The following is a 20280-nucleotide window of genomic DNA, read 5'->3' on the forward strand; positions in this document are numbered from 1 at the left end:
TCCGTCCGATATAGGCTCTGCAACCGGGCTTTGAAATGGCTTCAGAGGTCGGCCGGCGTCAGGAACGCTTCGAGATAGCCGGCGCGCTGGGCGGCTTTTGCGAGGTCACCGTCGAAGCGGATGACCGCCAGGCCCGAGGTCGGGAACCCATGGTTGAGCGTGGCCCGCGCCGTCTCGTCGCCGTCGCCCGAAACTGCCATGGCAAGATCCTCCGTCATCGGGTTGTGGCCGATGACCAGTAATGAACCCACCCCGCCATTGTCCCTGATAAGGTGGAGGTAGCCGGCCGCGTCCGAGCTGTAGAGCGTGTCGAAGAACAGGACCCGGCCGGTGTCGGTCTGGCCGGCCAGGCCTTCCAGCGTCTCCTTGGCGCGTTTGGCGTTGGAGCACAGCGTCAGGTCCGGAACATAGAACCGGGAGCGCATGGCCGCGCCCATCATTTCGGCATCGGCGCGGCCGGATGCATCGAGCGGGCGATCGAAATCGCGCATGCCGGGCAGCGCCCAGCCAGCCTTGGCATGTCGCAACAGATAAAGCCTGCTCACCCAACCTCCGAATGCCGAAGCCTTCCAGGATTAGCCACGAGAACGGCGTTGCGCACAATGGCCCGTGTTCTTCGAACACAGCGAATCACCATGCTGCGGCGCCGCAAAAGGCGCTTGTGCATCGGCCCGAGGATCACGGTCGATCTTCGGAAAGCGTGTTTCGCCGGATCCAAAGTGTCGCAGCGTAGTTTGGTAACAAAGCGACCGTACGCTGCTGCAAAGGCGCGCGCCGGTGCACATTAACAATTGCGTGAGACAGCGGCCGATTGCGCTTGTGCAGGCGTCGGGCGACGAATATATAGGCCCGAAATTTGGGGCAGTTTGGGTGAGTCGAATGAACGACATCGTTACCGCCGATTACGTACCCTCCGAAGACGAGCCGTTCATGAACGAGCGGCAGAAATCCTACTTCCGCTCAAAGCTCGTCACCTGGAAGAATGACATATTGCGCGAAGCGCGCGAAACACTGGAAATCCTGCAGCAAGAGAACGCCAACCACCCCGATCTGGCCGATCGCGCCTCTTCGGAAACCGACCGCGCCATCGAACTCAGGGCCCGCGACCGTCAGCGAAAGCTCATTGCAAAGATCGATTCCGCCCTGCAGCGCATCGACGAAGGCACCTACGGCTATTGCGAGGAGACCGGCGAGCCGATCGCGCTGAAGAGGCTCGATGCGCGTCCGATCGCGACGTTGTCGATCGAAGCGCAGGAGCGGCATGAGCGCCGCGAAAAAGTCTACCGCGACGACTGAGGGGCAAGGCCGGCAGTGCGCGGCCAACCGTCACGAGCGACGTTGATTTTGAAATGGCCGGTTTTCCGGCCATTTCTGTTGGCGCGGCATTCATCCGTTCAAGGCGCACGAAATCCACAAGCCCTTGACGTACGGGCCTTCCGAAAGGTGGTTCGGCAGCCAAACCATTACGATTTTCGCGTGGGATAGCGACTCGGCGGCCGCTTATCGCTTCTGGCTGGAGAGCTCGCCGAGAAGCTTGGTCATTTCATCATCGAGCGACTGCGGCGCCTTCGCCACCGGTTTGCCCACCGGGCCGCCCGAGCGGGGCTGGTCGAGCGACACTTCGAGTTCCCTCATCAGCGTGTCGTCGATGCTGTCCTGCACAGGTGGAGGCGGTGGCGCGGGCCGGACGACATTGGCATTGGCGGACCCATAGGCGGGCAGCGGCGTGACATTGGTCGGCTGGTAGCTTTGCGTCGCCGGCTTTGGCGCAGGTGCCGGTGCCGGCGCTATTTGGCGCGGGCGGGCGGGCGGCGCGGTGTTCACCGGCTGCGGGGCGGGTGACTGTCTTGCCGGCGGTGGAGCGGGTTGCGGCGGACGCGGCCTTGCCGCCGGGGCCGCAGCGGCCGGCACCGGCTGCAAGCCGCCGTCTCCGGTCAATGCCGGACGGCGTAGCGCCGAAAGACGGATATCGCGCTCGACGACGACGTCGGTCGGGCCGCCGATCAAAAGCAGGTGCTCGATGTCGTCGCGGCGCACCAGCACCAGCCGGCGATGGCTGTCGACGGCGGTTGCATCCATGACGGCCAGCCGCGTTTTGCGGTTCCGGCCGCCGGCAACGAATGTTCCGAACGTCAGATTGCGCACCAGCTTGACGATGACGAGAACGATGACCAGCAGGACAAGCGCCGCAAACGTCCATAACAGTGCTGCGGCATAACCAGGACCCGCCACGCTATCCAGCCATTGCATCGGTTACCCCTGATTGCCCTTGGAAGTGACGCGACACTAGACCGTTGCGGCGGGCCACCGCAAGTTGCGTTTCACGCTGGTGAACAGCTAGAAAAACTCCGAAGGCCGCAAGACATGATTTTTATCCGACATTTGCCGCCCAGGCCTTTTCCGGACTAGGAGAATGTGATTCAACCCGCTAGGGGCGGGTGTCGGAACACCGGAATTCACGAGCAGGGGGCATATGGCCAAGGAAGCGCGCGGCGATTTCTATCCGGTACCGATCGTCGACCAGAATACACGACCGGGTGCGGTCACCCGGCTTATCATTTTCATCGTCGTTCTGACGGGGGCGGCGATCGTCTTCGGCCTGTTCCGCGAGCGCCTCGGCGATCCCTTCCTGCTCGGCATGCTCGGCGTGCTGGCGATGATCGGCGTCGGCTTCCTGTTTGCCACGGCCATTGGCTTCGTGCAGGTCACGCCGCGCTCGACAGGTGACGAACTGTCGAAGTCCTTTGTCGATTCGATGTCGCAGGGTCTTCTCGTCACGGACACCAAAGGCCGTGTCGTCTACGCCAATCGCGCCTATGCCGACATGACCGGAGCGTCGTCGGCCGCCGACCTGAAGACGGTCGAGGGGTTGCTCTCGGATGTCCCCGAGGCTTCGGTGACGATCTATCGCCTGGCATCCGGCCTGCGCGACGCCCAGCCGGGCGATGGCGAGTTTCGGCTGGCACAGTCCATTCGGCCCGGCGCGGAGCCCGGCGCCCGCTGGTACAGGGCGCGGGCGCGCACCTTCAACGTTCCGGGCCAGCGGCTGCCGATGCTGGCCTGGCAGTTGGCCGACATCTCGCAGGAGCGGGCCGAGCAGGAGCGTTTCTTCCTCGATCTGCAAAAGGCGATCGATCACCTCGACCACGCGCCGGCCGGCTTCTTTTCGGCCGACCAGGAGGGCCGCGTCACCTACATCAACGCCACGCTCGCCGAATGGCTGGGCATCGACCTCACCAGCTTCACGCCTGGTGCCGTCTCCCTGGCCGAAATCGTGGCCGGCGACGGCATGGCGCTGGTCCGCTCGGTCAAGGCCGACCCCGGCACGACACGCAACGCGGTGATCGATCTCGATTTGACGACCATGACGGGCGAGGCGCTGCCGGTGCGGTTCATGCATCGCGTTTCGGCCAGCCGCGAAGGCCTCAACGGGCCGACGCGCACGATCGTCCTCAACCGCACGCAAGGCGAGGACTCCTCGGCCGATTTGCGGGCCTCGGAAGTGCGCTTCACTCGCTTCTTCAACTCGACGCCGATGGCGATAGCCGGCGTTGACCACAACGGGCGCATCCTGCGCACCAATGCGCCGTTCCTGTCGCTGTTTTCAGCCGTCGTCGATCGTGACGCTGTCGATCGCCGCGTGCGGCTCGACACGGTGATCCATGAACGCGACCGGCCGGCCTTTGCGGCTGCCTTCGAAAAAGCGCAGCAGCGGCAGGCCGACATCGAGCCGATCGACACGCTTCTGCCCGGCAACGAAGAGCGACACATCCGTTTCTACGTCAACGCGGTCGCCGACGGCACCGGCGGCGAGGGCGCCGAGGAGTCGGCCATCGTCTACGCCGTCGAGACGACGGAGCAGAAGGCGCTCGAAGGGCAGATGGCGCAAAGCCAGAAGATGCAGGCGGTCGGCCAGCTTGCCGGCGGCATCGCGCACGATTTCAACAATGTGCTGACCGCCATCATCATGGCGTCGGACCTTTTGTTGACTAACCACCGTCCGTCGGACCCGTCCTTCCCCGACATCATGAACATCAAGCAGAACGCCAACCGGGCGGCTTCGCTGGTGCGGCAACTGCTGGCCTTCTCGCGCAAGCAGACATTGCGGCCGGAAGTGCTCAACCTGACCGACGTGCTCGCCGATCTCAGGATGCTGCTGGCCCGGCTGGTCGGCAACGACATCAAGCTGAAGGTCGACCATGGCCGCGACCTGTGGCCGGTCAAGGTCGATATCGGGCAGTTCGAGCAGGTGGTGGTCAACCTTGCGGTCAACGCGCGCGACGCAATGCCGGCGGGTGGCGATCTCACCGTGCGCACCCGCAATGTGACCGCCGAGGAGTGCAAGGCCTTTTCCTATCGCGAACTCGCCCCGGCGGACTATGTCGTGGTCGAAGTCGAGGACACCGGCAGCGGCATCGCGCCCGACGTGCTGAAGAAGATTTTCGAGCCCTTCTTCACCACCAAGGAAGTCGGCAAGGGCACCGGCCTCGGCCTGTCGATGGTCTATGGGATCATCAAGCAGACCGGCGGCTTCATCTTCTGCGATTCCGAAGTCGGCAAAGGCTCGACTTTCCGCATTTTCCTGCCACGTCATATTGCGGAAGCAAGAAAAGCAGGCGAGCCCGACGATGTGCCGGCAGCGCCGGCGAAGGTCGCCGATGCGGCCAAGGATCTGTCGGGCTCCGCCACGGTGCTGCTCGTCGAAGACGAGGATGCCGTGCGCATGGGCGGCATGCGGGCGCTGACTTCGCGCGGTTACACCGTGCACGAGGCATCGTCGGGTGTGGAAGCGCTGGAAGTGTTCGAGGCGCTGGGTGGCAAGGTCGACATCGTCGTTTCCGACGTGGTGATGCCGGAAATGGACGGACCGACGCTGCTTGGTGAGTTGCGCAAGCGTCAGCCAGATATCAAGTTCGTTTTCGTGTCGGGCTATGCCGAGGACGCATTCGCCAGAAACCTGCCGGCCGACGCGCATTTCGGCTTCCTGCCAAAGCCGTTCTCGCTCAAGCAACTGGCGACGATCGTCAAGGACGTGCTGGAGTCCTAGAATTTCCCTATGTTCTTTCCTTGCACAATGCCGTGACAACGCCATGATTGGGGGGTGAAACGGCAGGCCGGCTTGGGGGAGCAGCGATTGACGCCACACAACGAAGCAGACAAGGGCGACTACGCCGACACAGTGTTGTTGCCGGGTGATCCGCAGCGTGCTGAGTGGATGGCGCAAACGTTTCTGGAAGCGCCGCGCTGCATCAATCGCCGCCGCGGCGCGCTTGGCTTCACCGGACTGTTTGGCGGCAAACCCGTCAGCATTCAGGCGACGGGCATCGGCGTTTCATCGTTTCTGATCTATGCGCATGAATTGCTGGACCATTTTGGTGCGCGAACGTTGATCCGCACCGGCACCTGCGGCAGCCTGACCGCCAAGGCAAAACTGCGCAGCCTTGTCATCTCGCGATCGGCACAGGCGGAGAGCGCCCAGAGCGGTCAGGTTTTCGGCCTTTATGGACCCGCTGGGCCGGATTCGGCGCTTCTCGCCTGTGCGCTGGCCAAGGCGGCAGAACTTGGCATCGACCATCATGTCGGCCTGACGGTGTGCAGCGACATCTTCTATCATCCTGAAGGGCGGGTCCGCTTTGCCGATGCGCAGGCAGAAGGAGCTCTGGCCGTGGATATGGAAACCAGCGCACTCTATCGCATCGCCGCGCATTTCGGAGCTCGTGCGCTGTCAATGTGTGTCGTGGTGGACAACATCGAGACCGGTGAAGTGACCGATTATTCCGAACGCCAGGCGCTTTTCACCGACATGAGCCGTCTGGCGCTCGCTGTTGCGGCAGAAGCGGCCTAGGCGGCTTCGCGCTTCAGCGCCATCTGCTCGTCCATATCAGGCCGGTGGCCGCGCAGGTAGAGTGCGCAGGTGGTGCGCAGCATCGATGCAAAGTTCGGAATGGCGCCGTTGATCTCGATGGCTTCGTCATAAAGCTTCGAGATGAATTTTGGCGTCGTCAAACCCTGGTTTTCGGCGATTTCGTCCAGCAAAGCCCAGAATGTCGCTTCAAGCTGGATGCTGGTCGAGTGGCCGTCGATGCGAATCGACCGGTTGATTTGGCGATAGCCTTCGGGATTCTGGCCCGCAAATACCCTGCACATCCGACAAACCTCCCATGCTTGTTGGTCTTGGGTGGGCAGGCGCGCAGCCTGACACTGCTCAACCTGCCCCCATATGCATTGTCGGGCAAAATTGGCCGAACGGCAATCGGACTTTCGTCCCCGTCGCCGAGACAGGACAATTCGCGGGTCTTGAGCGTGGTAACCGGCTGCCACCACCTTTTTCCCGCGCCGCGCATAATCGCCTCCACCCCACCGCGGAGACTGATTTGGCCAAGGCGATCCACAGCATGATCCGAGTTCTCGACGAGGCCCGATCCGTCGATTTCTACAGAAATGCCTTTGGGCTCGATGTCGCCGACAGGCTGGACTTCGAGACATTCACGCTCATTTACCTCAGCAACGCCGAGACAGGGTTCGAACTCGAACTGACCGTGAACAAGGATCGGCAAGAGCCTTACGCGCTCGGCGACGGCTACGGTCACCTCGCGGTCTCGGTCGTCGATCTCGATAGCGAACATGACCGTCTCGGCGCGCTCGGTCTCAACCCGAAGAAGATCGTCGAGTTCAACCGCGACGGATCGCTGATCGCCCGTTTTTTCTTCATCGAGGATCCGGACGGCTACAAGATCGAGGTTCTGCAACGCGGAGGTCGATTCAAATAGGAGACATAGAAACCGCACCGGCAGGCGCGGCGCCAGCAACGGCACTTTCAAGAGTGCACATAGCAAGCAGGGAGGAATAAAATGGTCACGATCTATGACGCGAAGCCTGGGCTTTCACGTCGCGAGCTCCTCAAACGCGGTGGCATCGGCGCGCTGCTCGTCATCTCCGGCAGCGCCGTCATCAGCCCCGAACATGCCTGGGGGCTCGAGACATCGGCGCTCAAGCCTGAAACCATGGCGACGCTGATCCAGATGGCGCGCGACATCTATCCGCACGATCAGGTTCCCGACAAATATTACGCCATTGCGGTGAAGGGTCATGACGAGCAGGCCGGCAAGGACGCCCCCTATAAGGGGATGATCGAAGAGGGCATCGCCGACCTCGACAAGAAGTCCGGCGATGGCGGCTATCGGGGTCTCGGCTGGGAGGACCAGCGCGTCGGCGTGCTGAAGCAGATCGAGGCGACGCCATTCTTCCAGGCCATCCGTGGCGGCCTCGTCGTCGGCCTCTACAACCAGAAAGAGGTGTGGCCGATCTTCGGTTACGAGGGCGAGTCCTATTCCAAGGGCGGCTACATCGCGCGCGGTTTCGACGACATCGAGTGGCTCTGAGCCCCGTCGTTCCTGAACCGCAAACAGAAATCATGGGAGGAAACCATGGCAGCTTCATTTGATCTGAACAACGACGGCGTGGTCGTCATCATCGGCTCGGGCGCCGGCGGCGGCACACTCGGCAACGAACTCGCCCAGAAGGGTGTCGACGTCGTCATCCTGGAAGCCGGCGCGCGCCACGAATATGAGGATTTCATCAATGACGAGTGGGGTTCGTTCGCCCAACTCGCTTGGACGGACAAGCGCACCACGTCCGGCGACTGGCGTGTGGCCAAGGATTTTCCGAACCTGCCGGCCTGGATCGTCAAGTCGGTTGGCGGTTCGACCACGCATTGGGCCGGAGCCTCGCTGCGCTTTCAGGAGCATGAGTTCAAGACACTGTCGACCTACGGCAAACTGGAAGGCGCCAATCTGCTCGATTGGCCGATTACACTGGCCGAAATGGAGCCCTACTACGCCAAGGCCGAAGCCAAGATGGGCGTCACCGGCACCAATGACTGGCCGCGGTTGCCGGGCAACAACAACTTCAAGGTGCTGAAGGCCGGCGCCGACAAGCTCGGCTACAAGGAATGCCACACCGGCAACATGGCGATCAACTCGGTCGATCGTGATGACCGCATGTCCTGCCAGCAGACCGGCTTCTGCTTCCAGGGCTGCAAATGGGGCGCCAAATGGTCGACGCTTTACACAGAGATCCCCAAGGGCGAGGCGACAGGCCATCTCGAAGTCAGGCCGAACGCCATGGCGATCAAGATCAACCACGACGCTAGCGGAAAGGTGACCGGCGTCGTCTATGCCGACAAGGACGGCAAGCTGCAGGAGCAGAAGGCCCGCATCGTGGCCGTTGCCGGCAACTCGATCGAAAGCCCGCGCCTGCTGCTCAATTCGGCGTCGGGCAAATTCCCCGATGGGCTTGCCAACTCGTCGGGGCAGGTGGGCAAGAACTATATGCGGCACACCACCGGCTCTGTCTACGCCATCTTCGACAGACCGGTGCACATGTATCGCGGCACCACCATGGCCGGCATCATCCGCGACGAGGCGCGTCATGATCCGTCCCGTGGGTTCGTGGGCGGCTACGAATTCGAGACGCTGTCGCTCGGCCTGCCGTTCATGGCCGCCTTCCTCGATCCCGGCGCCTGGGGCCGCTCGTTCACCACCGCACTCGATCACTACGACCACATGGCCGGCCTGTGGATTGTCGGCGAGGACATGCCGCGCGCGGAGAACCGCATCACGCTGCATGCCGACGAGAAGGACGCGCACGGCATGCCGATCGCCGACGTGCATTTCGACGACCATCCGAACGACACCGCGATGCGCAACCACGCCTACAAGCAGGCGACGGCGCTCTATGCGGCAGTTGGTGCCACGCGCACCTTCCCGACGCCGCCCTATCCGTCGACCCACAATCTCGGCACCAATCGGATGAGCGAGAAAGCGGCCGACGGCGTCGTCAACAAGCACGGCCAGGCGCACGACATCAAGAACCTGTTCGTGTCGGACGGCAGCCAGTTCACCACTGGAGCTGCCGAAAACCCAACCCTGACGATCGTGTCGCTGGCGATCCGCCAGGCCGACTACATCGCCGCGCAGATGTCGGCAAAGACGATTTGAGCCGACAAATCACCGCCCCGACGGTCGGGGTGGTGTGGAATTCCAGTGTCCTCCCGGACCGCCAGGCGGAACGCGTAACGCGCGTTCCGCCTTTTTGTCTGGGGCTACGCGCCGACCGGCTGCCCGTCCTTGCGGCGGATGGCGACCACGGAAGGTCGCGGCAGTTGACCATCCCTGAAGTCGGGCCATAGCGTCTGTGCCTTGTCGAGTGTCTCGGCGTCTTCGGCCGGGTGCTGGACCGACAGGAACAAGGTCGTGCCGTCCGGCGTGAAGCAGGGGCCGGTCGCCTCCGCGCCATGCGGGCAGGTGAACAGCAGTTTCGGCAGGCCGCGCGCCGGGCCTTCGGTGTCGACGCCATAGACGCCGTCCGGCAGGTCGAAATCATTGGCGCCGTCGGTCGCCACCCAGAGGCGGCCAGCCGGATGGAAGGTGATGTTGTCGGGGCAGACGAACCAGCCATTGTCTGACGTGTCCGGGTGGAAGGTGGCTCCGACTGCCGCGTCCTTCGGGTTGCCGCACAGCACGAACAGATCCCAGGCATATTTGTCGGCCGTGTGGTCGGCGTCTGCGCCGCGTCCACCCGGCGCGATCAGCTCGACAATGTGGCCCCAGAGGTTTTCCGGACGCGTGTTGGCCGGATTGACTTTCGACTGGTCGCGTTTCTTGTTCTTGGTCATCACCGCATAGACGCGGCCGGTCACTGGATTGGTCTCGATGTCCTCGGGGCGGTCCATCGGCGTCGCCCCCAGTGCATCCGCTGCGAGCCGTGTTTTCAGCAGCACTTCGGCCTGGTCGGCAAAGCCATTTTCAGCCGTGAGCTTGCCTTGGCCGTGGACCAGCGGCAGCCAGGTCATGGAGCCGTCGGCGTCGTAACGGGCAACCGAAAGCACGCCGTCATCCAGCAGGCTGTTGCCGGAGGCCGGCTTGGCAGGATCGTAGGCCTTGTTGGAGACGAACCGGTACATGTATTCGAAATAGTCGTCGTCGCCCATGTAGACGACGATGCGGCCATCCTTGTTGAGGACGACCGTGGACGCTTCGTGCGACATGCGGCCAAGGGCCGTGCGCTTCACCGGCTTCGAAGCCGGATCGTAGGGGTCGATCTCGACCACCCAGTCGAAGCGGTTGGCCTCATTCGGCTCCTTGTCGAGATTGAAGCGATCATGGAGACGGCCACGACCATAGATATCGGAGCCATCGAAGCCATAGCGATCAAGAATGTCGGCGGTCGGCGCCTTCTTCGGGTCGCCGCCGAACAGGTCGGAAACGCCTTCCTCGCAGGTCAGCACGGTGCCCCAGGGAGTGAAACCGCCGCTGCAATTGTAGCTGGTGCCGAGCACCTTCGTGCCGGTCGCGTCGGCAGATGTCTTCATCAGTGCGTGGCCGGCAACGGGGCCGGAAACGGTCATTTCGGTGTTTGCCGTGATGCGGCGGTTGAGCGGGCTGTCCTCGACGATGCTCCACTTGCCGTCCTTCAGCAGCACTTCGACGATCGAATGACCCATGGCGGCCATGCCGAGGTCAACCTGCTCCTTGCTCATCGTCTTGCCGGCGTCATCCTCGGTCATGCCGGGAAACATGACATTGGGCGAAATATACTCGTTGTTGACGCAAAGCAGGCCGTGATCGGAATTCACCGTACCTTTCGGCAATGGCAGGAAGGCGATGTAGTCGCAATTGTAGCCGAAGCGCTTTTCCTGCTCGTCGGCAACGACCTTGTTGCCGTCGAATTCCGGCAGGCCGGCGACAAGCGGGTCACCCCAGCGTGCGACGATCGTGGTCTCATAGCCTTCGGCGGCCGCATGGGTCTTGTCGTAGACGCGCTTCAGTTCGGGAAAGCCGAGCGTCGAAAGCGCTGCCGCGGCATGTGTTTCACCGGCAAACAACGAACCGACAAAGCTGCCGCCGGCAATCAGCGCACCGGATGCAAGGCTGCCTTTTAGGAGGGCCCGGCGCGACACGCGCTCGGCGATGACGTCGCGAATGACAGGGGAGGATGAAGACGGGGAGTTGGCCATGGTGTCTGCCTCTCAAGGTGGATGGGACGGCGCACCGCTGCCTATCCAGCTTCGGCAACATCCAGATGACATGAGAGACGGGCAGGCCACTGAGGCGGCGGCTGTTGCCCAGGGAATCGGCTACTGGCTGTTTCCCCTGGTGCAGGTCGAGGCGGTGAAGGCGCCGTCGGGTTGCTTCATGATGATGTCGAAGGAGGGCGTGCTCTGGCCGTCCAGCGTTGCCTGGGTCAGCGACAGCGAGTTGCCGCCGGCGGTATAGCCGCCGAGCGGTCCCAGCCAGGAGATCACGCCGTTTGCGTCCATTTGATAATTGTACCCCTGCTGCGCGGTGCCGAAGGTGCCAAGGCCGGTGTAAATTGGGCCGCTATAGACGTTCCCCTTGATGGTGATGTCGCCGAGGTTGAGGAACATGCCGAGCAGGTAGACCTCGCAGTGATAGATGCCGTCGGGCATCTTGCCGTCGCTAAAGTTGGCTCGTGCGGTCCCGGTTGCTGCCGCCAGAACCAGTATGCCGATGGAAATGCGTGAAATGCCTAAAGCCATGACGTCGCTCGGTTGGGTAACGAGATTGCCCCATTTTTGCACTGCGCCGCAACACCGGTCGTCTGCGACACGCCTATGAAGATCAAAATCTAGGCATTTTGCCAAAATGGGCGAAAATTAGGCAATCATCGGGCATGCTGCGCAAATTTCTCTCAATCAAATTTTGACCGGCCTTCTTTGTTTTTATAAGCCTAATATTTCAAGCTGCTGATAATGCTGGATTATTCGTTTCCCTTCGGCATCACCAAGGCGATTGGCATGGGGGTTGCATTGTAGTGTTGCGGTGCAATCAACCAGCTTGGGAGTCTGTAATATGAGGGGTAATTTCTCGACAATAACAAAAATGTTTTCGGCGAGCGTGGTTGCCGCCGGCCTGTTGTTCGCTGCGCCCGCCAAGGCTGCCGACGACACGATCAAGGTCGGCATTCTCCATTCGCTGTCGGGGACCATGGCGATTTCGGAGACGACTCTGAAGGACGCCATGCTGATGCTCATCGACGAGCAGAACGCCAAGGGCGGCCTGCTCGGCAAGAAGCTCGAGGCGGTCGTCGTCGATCCGGCTTCCAACTGGCCGCTGTTTGCCGAAAAGGCGCGCGAGCTGATCTCCAAGGACAAGGTCGCGGCGGTGTTCGGCTGCTGGACCTCCGTGTCGCGCAAGTCGGTGCTGCCGGTGTTCTCGGAGCTCGACAACATCCTGTTCTATCCGGTCCAGTATGAGGGCGAGGAGAGCGAGCGCAACGTGTTCTACACGGGTGCGGCGCCGAACCAGCAGGCAATCCCGGCGGTCGACTATCTGATGAGCGAGGATGGCGGTTCGGTGAAGCGCTGGGTGCTGGAAGGCACCGACTACGTCTATCCGCGCACCACCAACAAGATCCTCGAGGCCTATCTGAAGGCCAAGGGCGTCGCCGCGGAAGACATCATGGTGAATTACACCCCGTTCGGCTTCTCCGACTGGCAGACCGAGGTTTCGGCTATCAAGAAGTTCGGTTCGGCCGGCAAGAAGACCGCCGTCGTTTCGACCGTCAACGGCGACGCCAACGTGCCGTTCTACAAGGAACTCGGCAACCAGGGCATCAAGGCCGAGGACATCCCGGTCATGGCCTTCTCGGTCGGCGAGGAAGAGCTTGCCGGTCTCGACACCGCGCCGCTGGTCGGCCATCTCGCCGCCTGGAACTACTTCGAGAGCGTCGATACGCCCGAAAACCAGAAGTTCATCGCCGACTGGCACAAGTTCATCAAGAACGACAAGCGCACCACCAACGACCCGATGGAAGCCCACTATATCGGCTTCAACATGTGGGTGAAGGCGGTCGAGAAGGCCGGCACCACCGATCCGGACAAGGTCATCGAAGCCATGATCGGCGTGTCGGTGCCGAACCTGACCGGCGGCTATTCGACGATGATGCCGAACCACCACATCACCAAACCGGTGCTGATCGGTGAAATCCAGGCCGACGGCCAGTTCGAAACCGTGTCGCGCACACAAGGTCTGGTGATGGGCGACGAGTGGTCCGACTATCTGCCTGACTCCAAGGACCTGATCTCCGATTGGCGCGCGCCTCTGTCCTGCGGCAACTTCAATGTCGCCACCGGCAAGTGCGGCGGCAAGGGCACGAACTGATCCTCCCCGGGCTGGACCGTCAGATCCATGCCCATGACCGCGCGCGTCCGGACGGCTTCCTCCGCCGTCCGGACGCCCAATTCAACCTTCAAGGGGTAACAGAAGCCGATGACCTTAATCCGCGCGGGCTTGACGCTGTTGTTCCTGGTGGCGACGCTGTCGTCATCGGGCGCTGGCGAGGCCGATCTGCGCGGCATCATCGCCAAATTCGCGACGGCCAAGGGTTTTTCGGAGATCGGAGCCGTCGTCCATGAACTGGCGGCTGCCGGCGATCCGGCGGTGGAGCGGCCGCTTGCGGCATTGGCCGACGGCAACCTCTATGTCCGGAAAGCCGATTCCCTGGTGTTTGTCGGCAAGGAGGGGGGCGAAAGCGTCCAGCTTCTCGACCCGCTGAGCGGCGAGGCATCGGGCGAGGCGGCCAAGAACGACATCACCAAGATCAAGGTCAACAACACGCTGCGCCGCGTCATCCGCGATGCGTTGGGCACGCTGACGCTTGGCGCCAAGGACCCGGCAGTGCGTATTGCCGCCGCCGACACCATGTTCAAGACGCCTGATGCGGCAAACATCGGGCCCCTCGATACGGCAATCGCCAGCGAGAGCGTGGCCAGCGTCAAGGCTCTGCTCGAACAGGCCCGTGCCGCTTCAGTTCTTGTCTCGGATCGGCCTGAAGCCGACAAGCTGGCTGCCATCGCGCTGATCGGCGCGCGTGGCGACCGTGATGCTGTCTCCCTGCTCACGTCTGTCGAGGCGAATTCCGCGGACGCGGTCAAGCAAGCCGCGACAGCCGCGATCGGCAACATCAATTCGACGCTGGCCTTCTGGGATGCCGGGCAGAACATCTGGTACGGCATTTCGCTGGGCTCGGTGCTGCTGCTGGCGGCGATCGGGCTTGCCATCACCTTCGGCGTCATGGGCGTCATCAACATGGCGCATGGCGAGACGGTCATGCTGGGCGCCTACACGACCTTCGTGGTCCAGCAGGTGATCCGTACGTCTTTTCCGGACCTGTTCGACTGGTCGCTGGTCATCGCGCTGCCGCTCGCCTTCCTGGTCTCCGCTCTGGTCGGCCTGATCATCGAGCGCGGCGTCATCCGCTTCCTTTATGGGCGGCCGCTGGAAACACTGCTGGCGACATGGGGCGTTTCGCTGATCCTGCAACAGGCTGTGCGCTCGATCTTCGGGCCGACCAACCAGGAGGTAGGCAACCCCTCGTGGATGTCGGGCTCGTTCAATGTCGGCCAGCTTGCGATCACCTGGAACCGTCTGTGGATCCTGGTTTTCGCGCTCACCGTGTTCGCGGTGCTGCTTTATGTGATGAAGCGCACGCCGTGGGGCCTGCAGATGCGCGCCGTCACCGCCAACCGGCGCATGGCCGCCTCGATGGGCATCAGGACGCCGTGGGTCGACGCGCTGACCTTCGCGCTCGGCTCCGGCATTGCCGGCATTGCCGGTGTCGCGCTCAGCCAGATCGACAATGTCTCGCCCAATCTCGGCCGCGGCTACATCATCGACAGCTTCATGGTCGTCGTCTTCGGTGGTGTCGGCAATCTGTGGGGCACGCTGGTCGGCGCGTTCTCGCTCGGCATCGTCAATAAGTTCCTTGAGCCTTACGCCGGCGCGGTACTCGGCAAGATCGTCGTGCTGGTGCTGATCATCCTGTTCATCCAGAAGCGCCCGCGCGGCCTGTTCGCGCTCAAGGGCAGGGCGGTGGAAGCATGATGTCAGGACGCTTCTTCGCCGCGGGCGCTGACCGTCGCATCGCTATCACGATCTTCATCCTGCTGGCGGTGGCCATCATTGTGCCGCTGCTGAACCTGGCTGTTTCGCCGGCCAACGCCTTCTATGTGCCATCCTACATCGTCGCGCTGACCGGCAAATATCTCTGCTATGCGCTGCTCGCTCTGGCGCTCGATCTTGTCTGGGGCTATTGCGGCATTCTCTCGCTTGGCCACGGCGCCTTCTTCGCGCTCGGCGGCTATGCGATGGGCATGTATCTGATGCGCCAGATCGGCTCACGCGGGGTCTATGGCAATCCCATCTTGCCCGACTTCATGGTGTTCCTGAACTACAAGGAATTGCCGTGGTTCTGGTATGGCTTCGACCATTTCTGGTTTGCCGGCCTCATGGTGCTCGCGGTGCCTGGCCTGCTGGCTTTCGTCTTCGGCTGGTTCGCCTTCCGCAGCCGCGTCACCGGAGTCTATCTCTCCATCATCACCCAGGCGATGACCTATGCGCTGCTGCTTGCCTTTTTCCGCAACGACATGGGTTTCGGCGGCAACAACGGCCTGACCGATTTCAAGGACATTCTGGGCTTCAACGTGCAGGCCGACGCGACCCGCTCGGCACTGTTTGCCGCCAGTGCCGTCACGCTGGCGCTCGCCGTCTTTGTCACCTGGGCCATCGTCGGCTCCAAATACGGCAAGCTGCTGATGGCGGTACGCGACGCCGAGAACCGCACGCGCTTTCTTGGCTGGCGGGCGGAGAATGTAAAACTGTTCGCCTTCACCGTCTCGGCCGTCATGGCCGGTATTGCCGGCGCGCTTTACGTGCCGCAAGTCGGCATCATCAACCCCGGCGAGTTCGAGCCGGCCAATTCGATTGAAGTCGTCGTGTGGGCCGCCGTCGGCGGGCGCGGCACCATTGTCGGACCGATCATCGGTGCGCTGCTGGTCAATGCCGGCAAATCCTGGTTCACCGGCGTGCTGCCGGAATTCTGGCTGTTTGCATTGGGCGGGCTGTTCGTCGCCGTCACGCTTTTGCTGCCCAAGGGCATCATCGGCATGTGGGATTCCTGGCGCGGCAACGCCAGGGCGTTGCGAGCAGCCTCGATTGCCGAGGAAGCAGGCACCGATGCCGACGTTCCGCCGCCGGCGAAAATCGCCCGCGGCGCGGCGAGAAAGCCCGGCGACTGGTCCGCATCCCGCCCCGAACCGCAGCCGGCGGAGTGAGCGGCCATGTCAAAGTCGAACACCATCCTCTATCTCGACGGCGTCTCGGTTTCCTTCGACGGTTTTCGCGCCATCAACAATCTGTCGCTGGTGCTCGACAAGGGCGAGATGCGCGCCATCATCGGCCCCAACGGCGCCGGCAAGACGACCATGATGGACATCGTCACCGGCAAGACGCGGCCCGACGAGGGCGAGGTGTTCTTCGACGGCAAAGTCGATCTCACCAAGCGCGATGAAGCCGAGATCGCCATGATGGGCATCGGCCGCAAGTTCCAGAAGCCGACCGTCTTCGAAAGCCACACGATCGAGGAAAACCTGATGCTGGCACTGAGGGGGCCGCGCTCGATCTTCCCGGCGCTGTTCCATCGCCGCTCGGCTGCCGAAGCGCGGCAGATCGACGATATCCTTGGCATCATCCGGCTTGGCGACAAACGCGACCAATTGGCGGCCAATCTCAGCCATGGACAAAAGCAGTGGCTCGAGATCGGCATGCTGCTGGCGCAGGATCCGAAGCTGCTGCTGGTCGACGAGCCGGTCGCTGGCATGACCGATGCTGAGACCGAGGAAACCGCACGGCTACTCAAGGACATCGCGCGCGAGCATTCGGTCATCGTCGTCGAGCATGACATGCATTTCGTGCGCGAGCTCGGCGTCAAGGTCACCTGCCTGCATGAGGGCTCGGTGCTTAGCGAAGGCACACTCGATTTCGTATCGGCCGACGAGCGCGTCATCGAAGTCTATCTGGGGAGATGAGCATGGTCTGGCGGGTTCAATTCCATCGCTTCGATCTGTCGTTTCTCCGGTTCTGGAGAAGGCGCTGACATGCTCGAAGTTTCTGATGCCACGCTGCACTACGGCGCCGCCCAGGCGCTGCGCGGCGTGTCGCTGAAGGCCGGCGCCGGCAAGATCACCTGCGTGCTCGGCCGCAACGGCGTCGGCAAGACCAGTTTGATGAGATCGATCGTCGGCCACCACCGGCTGACGAGCGGAAGCGTTGCCTTCGAGGGGAAGGCGCTCGACCGGAGCGCGGCGTATGACCGCGCCCGGTCGGGCATCGCATTCGTGCCGCAGGGCAGGGAGATCTTTCCGCTGCTCACGGTGCGGGAGAACCTGGAATCAGGCTTTGCGCCGCTGAAGCGCGCCGACCGCAACATTCCGGCGCATGTCTTCGAATTGTTCCCGGTGCTCAAGCAGATGCTCGGCCGCCGTGGCGGCGACCTCTCCGGCGGCCAGCAGCAGCAGCTCGCCATCGGCAGGGCGCTGGTGATGCGACCGAAACTGCTGGTGCTCGACGAGCCGACCGAAGGCATCCAGCCGTCGATCATCAAGGATATCGGCCGCGCCATCCACTATCTGCGCGACCAGGCCGGCATTGCCGTGCTCTTGGTCGAACAGTATCTCGACTTCTGCCGCGAGTTGGCCGACGAGGTCAACATCATGGACCGTGGCGTGATCGTCCATACCGGTCCGGCGGAAGATCTCGACAGGGCGGATGTCCGCAAGTTCCTGACGGTGTAGAATCGGCGTTGGACTTCAGTTGACGGTCCCAAGTCATTGGCAAGTCCAATATTTATCAGATCCAGCCTTCCGCGTCACTGGCGCAGCATCGGCTGCGTGCTAGTCTTTCCTTGGCTTTTGTGAGTCGGCCGCTTCCGTTTCAGTCTGGTTGGTTGCAGATAGAGGGAAGGTGCAGGCTCCAGCCGGCAAGTTCCACGCAAGCAAGGCTTCCTAGCTTCCCTCCTGCGATCTGTTTGTCGTTCAAACGCGTTTGGGCACACAGGCTAAGGGACAGCCATGGAACGTTACGTCGAGGACTACCAGAAGCGGCGGCTTACCGAACGTGTCGACATCATCGCCGCCATCAACATCTTGAGATCACAGGGCTGCGAATACGACGACCTGATCGAGGAGATCACCAAGGTCTTCTATGTCGACCTGGATGCCTTCAATGAAATCGTCATGGCGGCATAGGAGCCGCCTTCGCGCATCCCGATCATAGCAACGGCATCGATGCGCGCGGTCAGCTTGCGCGCCGGAATGGAGAGGCGGTGACGCGGTTGCGGCCGCCGCGCTTGGCGGCATAGAGCGCCTTGTCGGCGGCGCTGAGCACCTTGTCGAAGCTGAGACCCTCCTTGGTGCCGAAGGCAAATCCGGCACTGACCGTGCACGTCAGTGAACCCATCTCGGTTTCGATGCAACGCGCGGCAAAAGCTGCCCGTATGGCCTCGGCGGTGGCTTCCACCGTTTCGGGCAAGGTCCGCTTCAGCACCAGCGCGAATTCCTCGCCGCCCATGCGTGCGGCGACGTCGGCCGGGCGAAGATTGCCGGCGAGTTCCCTGGCGAACACCTTCAGCACTTCATCGCCGGCGGCATGGCCGAATTCGTCGTTGATGGCCTTGAAGCTGTCGAGGTCGAAGACAACCACGGCCGTGAAGGCGCCGACCGGGGCATCGCCGTGCAGGTCGAACAGGGCTCGGCGGTTGAGCAGGCCTGTCAGTGGGTCGGTCAGCGCATTGTGGCGGTGATGCCTGGCTAGGCGCCCCTGATTGAGCGCCAGGGAAAGCGCTCCGATACCGGTCATGCTGGCGATGACGATGATGAGGCTCAGCTCCTCGGCCCAGTTGCTGGGCGCATGACCAAGGATCAGCTTTCCATCCCAGACAAGAACCATGGCGCACAGAGCGAAGGACGTGGCCGTGGCCGAGTAGAGCGCGGTGATGCCGATCGTCAGGGCAGGGGCTTCGTCGCGGCCTTTCCAGTATTCGAGCGCCGTTGCGAACAGAAGCAATGCGGCGAAGGCGTTTTCGAACATGAAGCCCAGCCCGTCATAGCCAAGAGCCATGGGGGGCAACGTCACAACCAGCGAAATGGTGCTGCCAAGCACCGTCCGCTGCATCGGCGAGCCGCCGGTTCTGAACTGGTAGGCGGCGCCCAGCATTGTCGAAAAACCGAGCAGGAGGAAAGCCAGCGTGGCAATGCCCAGCAGGCGCCCGGGCATGTCGATATAGGCGTCATAGACGAAAATATCGCCGACCACGAACGCCAGGCTGATCGCCCATGTCAGCAGGAACTTTTCCGAGCGAGCGGTCAGCCACATGCCAAACAATGTCAGGCTCAGGCAGGCGGCGGAAAAGCCGACAGCCAGCAGAAGTGAAGTGTAGTCGAGCGACATGCCCCTCGTTTCCTTGCCGGCGACGGTTCCAGCTCTGCAACTTGACGTGCCGGATTCATGCAGCAAGGAAGTGTCGATAAGGTTACGATGACGCTGAATACGCCACGATCAAGCGCCTTGCTACGTGCAAAACGCATAGGAGACGCGCTTTGCTCGTTAGTCTGTCACGCGCTTCATCAGCGCCATGGCGCCGAACGGCGCGCGTACCTTGCCCTCGGTGATGAAGTAGACGAACACGTCGCGCGGCTTGACCGGCGCCTCGGTCGACGGATCGGCACGTCGGAGATCGGCGGGCACCTTGCCTTCCGCCCAGGTCTTGGCGCGTGCCGCCCATTCATCGAGGCCTTTCGGCGTGTAGCAATCGGGATTGTCGTCACTGCCGGTCTGCAGCCGGGCATAGATGAAATCGCCGGTGACGTCGGCGATGTCAGGATATTTGGCATGATCGGCATAGACGATCGCGACCTTGTACTTGCGCGCGAGTGCGGCGAATTCCGGCACGACAAAACTGTCGTTGCGCGCCTCGACCGCATGGCGCAGCGCAACGCCGTCCTGCTTTTCCGGCAGCAGTTTCAGAAAAGCCTCGAAATCGTCGGGATCGAATTTCTTGGTCGGCGCGAACTGCCACAGGATCGGTCCGAGCTTTTCGCCGAGCGCGGCAACGCCGGAGCCGAGGAAACGCATCATCGACTCGCCGGCCTCGCCGAGCACGCGGCGGTTGGTGACGAAGCGGTTGCCCTTTAGCGCATAGACAAAACCGTCCGGCGCCTCGCTGGCCCATTTGACGAAGGTCGGCTCCTTGAAGCTGGAGTAATAGGTGCCATTCACCTCGATGCTCGGTACCTGCCGAGTGGCGTAGTTCAACTGCTTGGCCTTGGAAAGCTTGTCGGGATAGAAGGACGTATCCCACGGCTCGAACGTCCAGCCGCCCATGCCGGCGCGGATTGTTCCCGATGTGCTCATTGTCATCCTC

At 62.3% G+C, this 20280-nt stretch carries 19 protein-coding genes; 12 read left to right on the forward strand and 7 right to left on the reverse strand.

The window, feature by feature from the left end:
* Nucleotides 1–41 precede the first annotated feature (41 nt).
* Nucleotides 42–545 (reverse strand): SixA phosphatase family protein, encoded by a 504-nt coding sequence (locus ASD99_RS28795; protein WP_057145719.1) that lies wholly within the window; start codon nt 543–545, stop codon nt 42–44.
* Nucleotides 546–879: 334 nt separating this feature from the next.
* Between ASD99_RS28795 and dksA the strand changes: the two genes are divergently transcribed.
* Nucleotides 880–1296 carry an RNA polymerase-binding protein DksA gene (gene dksA, locus ASD99_RS28800; protein ID WP_013531862.1) on the forward strand — a complete coding sequence of 139 codons (417 nt, stop codon included), beginning with the start codon at nt 880–882 and terminating at the stop codon, nt 1294–1296.
* A 204-nt stretch (nt 1297–1500) separates the two neighbouring features.
* Here dksA and ASD99_RS28805 read toward each other — a convergent pair whose 3' ends face one another.
* Nucleotides 1501–2250 (reverse strand): flagellar biosynthetic protein FliO, encoded by a 750-nt coding sequence (locus ASD99_RS28805; protein ID WP_057145720.1) that lies wholly within the window; start codon nt 2248–2250, stop codon nt 1501–1503.
* Between the two features lie 223 nt (nt 2251–2473).
* Between ASD99_RS28805 and cckA the strand changes: the two genes are divergently transcribed.
* Together cckA and ASD99_RS28815 are read left to right on the forward strand one after the other, a co-directional pair.
* Nucleotides 2474–5047, forward strand: coding sequence for a cell cycle histidine kinase CckA (gene cckA / locus ASD99_RS28810; protein ID WP_057145721.1), 2574 nt, complete (start codon nt 2474–2476; stop codon nt 5045–5047).
* Nucleotides 5048–5134: 87 nt separating this feature from the next.
* Complete coding sequence (locus ASD99_RS28815; protein WP_057145722.1) at nt 5135–5845, forward strand: DeoD-type purine-nucleoside phosphorylase; 711 nt, start codon at nt 5135–5137, stop codon at nt 5843–5845.
* Here ASD99_RS28815 and ASD99_RS28820 read toward each other — a convergent pair.
* Nucleotides 5842–6147, reverse strand: coding sequence for a ribbon-helix-helix domain-containing protein (locus ASD99_RS28820; protein WP_057145723.1), 306 nt, complete (start codon nt 6145–6147; stop codon nt 5842–5844). The two genes, ASD99_RS28815 and ASD99_RS28820, sit on opposite strands and share 4 nt — an antisense overlap.
* Nucleotides 6148–6374: 227 nt before the next feature.
* On the opposite strand from ASD99_RS28820, the gene ASD99_RS28825 reads away from it, so the two are divergent.
* The 3 genes from ASD99_RS28825 (at nt 6375) to ASD99_RS28835 (ending at nt 8999) form a co-directional block, all read left to right on the forward strand.
* Nucleotides 6375–6770 carry a VOC family protein gene (locus tag ASD99_RS28825; RefSeq protein ID WP_056582280.1) on the forward strand — a complete coding sequence of 132 codons (396 nt, stop codon included), beginning with the start codon at nt 6375–6377 and terminating at the stop codon, nt 6768–6770.
* A gap of 81 nt (nt 6771–6851) precedes the next feature.
* Entirely contained in the window at nt 6852–7382 is a 531-nt protein-coding gene (locus ASD99_RS28830; RefSeq protein WP_056582282.1) for a twin-arginine translocation pathway signal, read from the forward strand.
* A 45-nt stretch (nt 7383–7427) separates the two neighbouring features.
* Nucleotides 7428–8999 (forward strand): GMC family oxidoreductase, encoded by a 1572-nt coding sequence (locus ASD99_RS28835; RefSeq protein WP_056582284.1) that lies wholly within the window; start codon nt 7428–7430, stop codon nt 8997–8999.
* A gap of 104 nt (nt 9000–9103) precedes the next feature.
* Here the strand turns inward: ASD99_RS28835 and ASD99_RS28840 are convergent, their stop codons facing one another.
* Nucleotides 9104–11017: a PhoX family protein gene (locus tag ASD99_RS28840; RefSeq protein WP_057145724.1), complete on the reverse strand. Its 1914-nt coding sequence runs from the start codon at nt 11015–11017 to the stop codon at nt 9104–9106.
* Nucleotides 11018–11137: 120 nt separating this feature from the next.
* The gene (locus tag ASD99_RS28845; protein ID WP_057145725.1) at nt 11138–11560 is read right to left on the reverse strand and encodes a hypothetical protein; all 423 of its coding nucleotides are present in this window, start codon (nt 11558–11560) and stop codon (nt 11138–11140) included.
* Between the two features lie 313 nt (nt 11561–11873).
* On the opposite strand from ASD99_RS28845, the gene urtA reads away from it, so the two are divergent.
* The 6 genes from urtA to ASD99_RS34205 all read left to right on the forward strand — a co-directional run bounded on the left by urtA (nt 11874) and on the right by ASD99_RS34205 (nt 18106).
* Nucleotides 11874–13184, forward strand: a complete 1311-nt coding sequence (urtA, locus tag ASD99_RS28850; RefSeq protein ID WP_057145726.1) for an urea ABC transporter substrate-binding protein — start codon at nt 11874–11876, stop codon at nt 13182–13184.
* A gap of 108 nt (nt 13185–13292) precedes the next feature.
* A complete protein-coding gene (gene urtB, locus ASD99_RS28855) occupies nt 13293–14906 on the forward strand; it encodes an urea ABC transporter permease subunit UrtB (RefSeq protein ID WP_057145727.1) in 1614 nt (537 codons plus the stop codon).
* Nucleotides 14903–16135, forward strand: a complete 1233-nt coding sequence (gene urtC, locus ASD99_RS28860; protein ID WP_057145728.1) for an urea ABC transporter permease subunit UrtC — start codon at nt 14903–14905, stop codon at nt 16133–16135. Before urtB ends, urtC begins: the two co-directional genes overlap by 4 nt.
* A 6-nt stretch (nt 16136–16141) precedes the next feature.
* Complete coding sequence (gene urtD / locus ASD99_RS28865; RefSeq protein ID WP_057145729.1) at nt 16142–16888, forward strand: urea ABC transporter ATP-binding protein UrtD; 747 nt, start codon at nt 16142–16144, stop codon at nt 16886–16888.
* Nucleotides 16889–16957: 69 nt separating this feature from the next.
* Nucleotides 16958–17653: an urea ABC transporter ATP-binding subunit UrtE gene (urtE, locus tag ASD99_RS28870; protein WP_057145730.1), complete on the forward strand. Its 696-nt coding sequence runs from the start codon at nt 16958–16960 to the stop codon at nt 17651–17653.
* A gap of 276 nt (nt 17654–17929) precedes the next feature.
* Complete coding sequence (locus ASD99_RS34205) at nt 17930–18106, forward strand: hypothetical protein (RefSeq protein ID WP_081294751.1); 177 nt, start codon at nt 17930–17932, stop codon at nt 18104–18106.
* Between the two features lie 49 nt (nt 18107–18155).
* Here ASD99_RS34205 and ASD99_RS28875 read toward each other — a convergent pair whose 3' ends face one another.
* Nucleotides 18156–19307 carry a GGDEF domain-containing protein gene (locus tag ASD99_RS28875; protein ID WP_057145749.1) on the reverse strand — a complete coding sequence of 384 codons (1152 nt, stop codon included), beginning with the start codon at nt 19305–19307 and terminating at the stop codon, nt 18156–18158.
* A 156-nt stretch (nt 19308–19463) separates the two neighbouring features.
* Nucleotides 19464–20270 carry a DUF72 domain-containing protein gene (locus tag ASD99_RS28880; protein ID WP_056582301.1) on the reverse strand — a complete coding sequence of 269 codons (807 nt, stop codon included), beginning with the start codon at nt 20268–20270 and terminating at the stop codon, nt 19464–19466.
* Nucleotides 20271–20280 lie beyond the last annotated feature (10 nt).

The sequence above is a fragment of the Mesorhizobium sp. Root695 genome (assembly GCF_001428185.1).
Lineage (GTDB): Bacteria > Pseudomonadota > Alphaproteobacteria > Rhizobiales > Rhizobiaceae > Mesorhizobium.

Bases quoted from the DNA above. Each gene is read 5' to 3' on its own strand.
- dksA (WP_013531862.1), top strand. From the start codon at position 880: ATGAACGACATCGTTACCGCCGATTACGTACCCTCCGAAGACGAGCCG.
- ASD99_RS28805 (WP_057145720.1), bottom strand. From the start codon at position 2,250: ATGCAATGGCTGGATAGCGTGGCGGGTCCTGGTTATGCCGCAGCACTG.
- cckA (WP_057145721.1), top strand. From the start codon at position 2,474: ATGGCCAAGGAAGCGCGCGGCGATTTCTATCCGGTACCGATCGTCGAC.
- ASD99_RS28820 (WP_057145723.1), bottom strand. From the start codon at position 6,147: ATGTGCAGGGTATTTGCGGGCCAGAATCCCGAAGGCTATCGCCAAATC.
- ASD99_RS28830 (WP_056582282.1), top strand. From the start codon at position 6,852: ATGGTCACGATCTATGACGCGAAGCCTGGGCTTTCACGTCGCGAGCTC.
- ASD99_RS28835 (WP_056582284.1), top strand. From the start codon at position 7,428: ATGGCAGCTTCATTTGATCTGAACAACGACGGCGTGGTCGTCATCATC.
- ASD99_RS28840 (WP_057145724.1), bottom strand. From the start codon at position 11,017: ATGGCCAACTCCCCGTCTTCATCCTCCCCTGTCATTCGCGACGTCATC.
- ASD99_RS28845 (WP_057145725.1), bottom strand. From the start codon at position 11,560: ATGGCTTTAGGCATTTCACGCATTTCCATCGGCATACTGGTTCTGGCG.
- urtA (WP_057145726.1), top strand. From the start codon at position 11,874: ATGAGGGGTAATTTCTCGACAATAACAAAAATGTTTTCGGCGAGCGTG.
- urtB (WP_057145727.1), top strand. From the start codon at position 13,293: ATGACCTTAATCCGCGCGGGCTTGACGCTGTTGTTCCTGGTGGCGACG.
- urtC (WP_057145728.1), top strand. From the start codon at position 14,903: ATGATGTCAGGACGCTTCTTCGCCGCGGGCGCTGACCGTCGCATCGCT.
- urtD (WP_057145729.1), top strand. From the start codon at position 16,142: ATGTCAAAGTCGAACACCATCCTCTATCTCGACGGCGTCTCGGTTTCC.
- urtE (WP_057145730.1), top strand. From the start codon at position 16,958: ATGCTCGAAGTTTCTGATGCCACGCTGCACTACGGCGCCGCCCAGGCG.
- ASD99_RS34205 (WP_081294751.1), top strand. From the start codon at position 17,930: ATGGAACGTTACGTCGAGGACTACCAGAAGCGGCGGCTTACCGAACGT.
- ASD99_RS28875 (WP_057145749.1), bottom strand. From the start codon at position 19,307: ATGTCGCTCGACTACACTTCACTTCTGCTGGCTGTCGGCTTTTCCGCC.
- ASD99_RS28880 (WP_056582301.1), bottom strand. From the start codon at position 20,270: ATGAGCACATCGGGAACAATCCGCGCCGGCATGGGCGGCTGGACGTTC.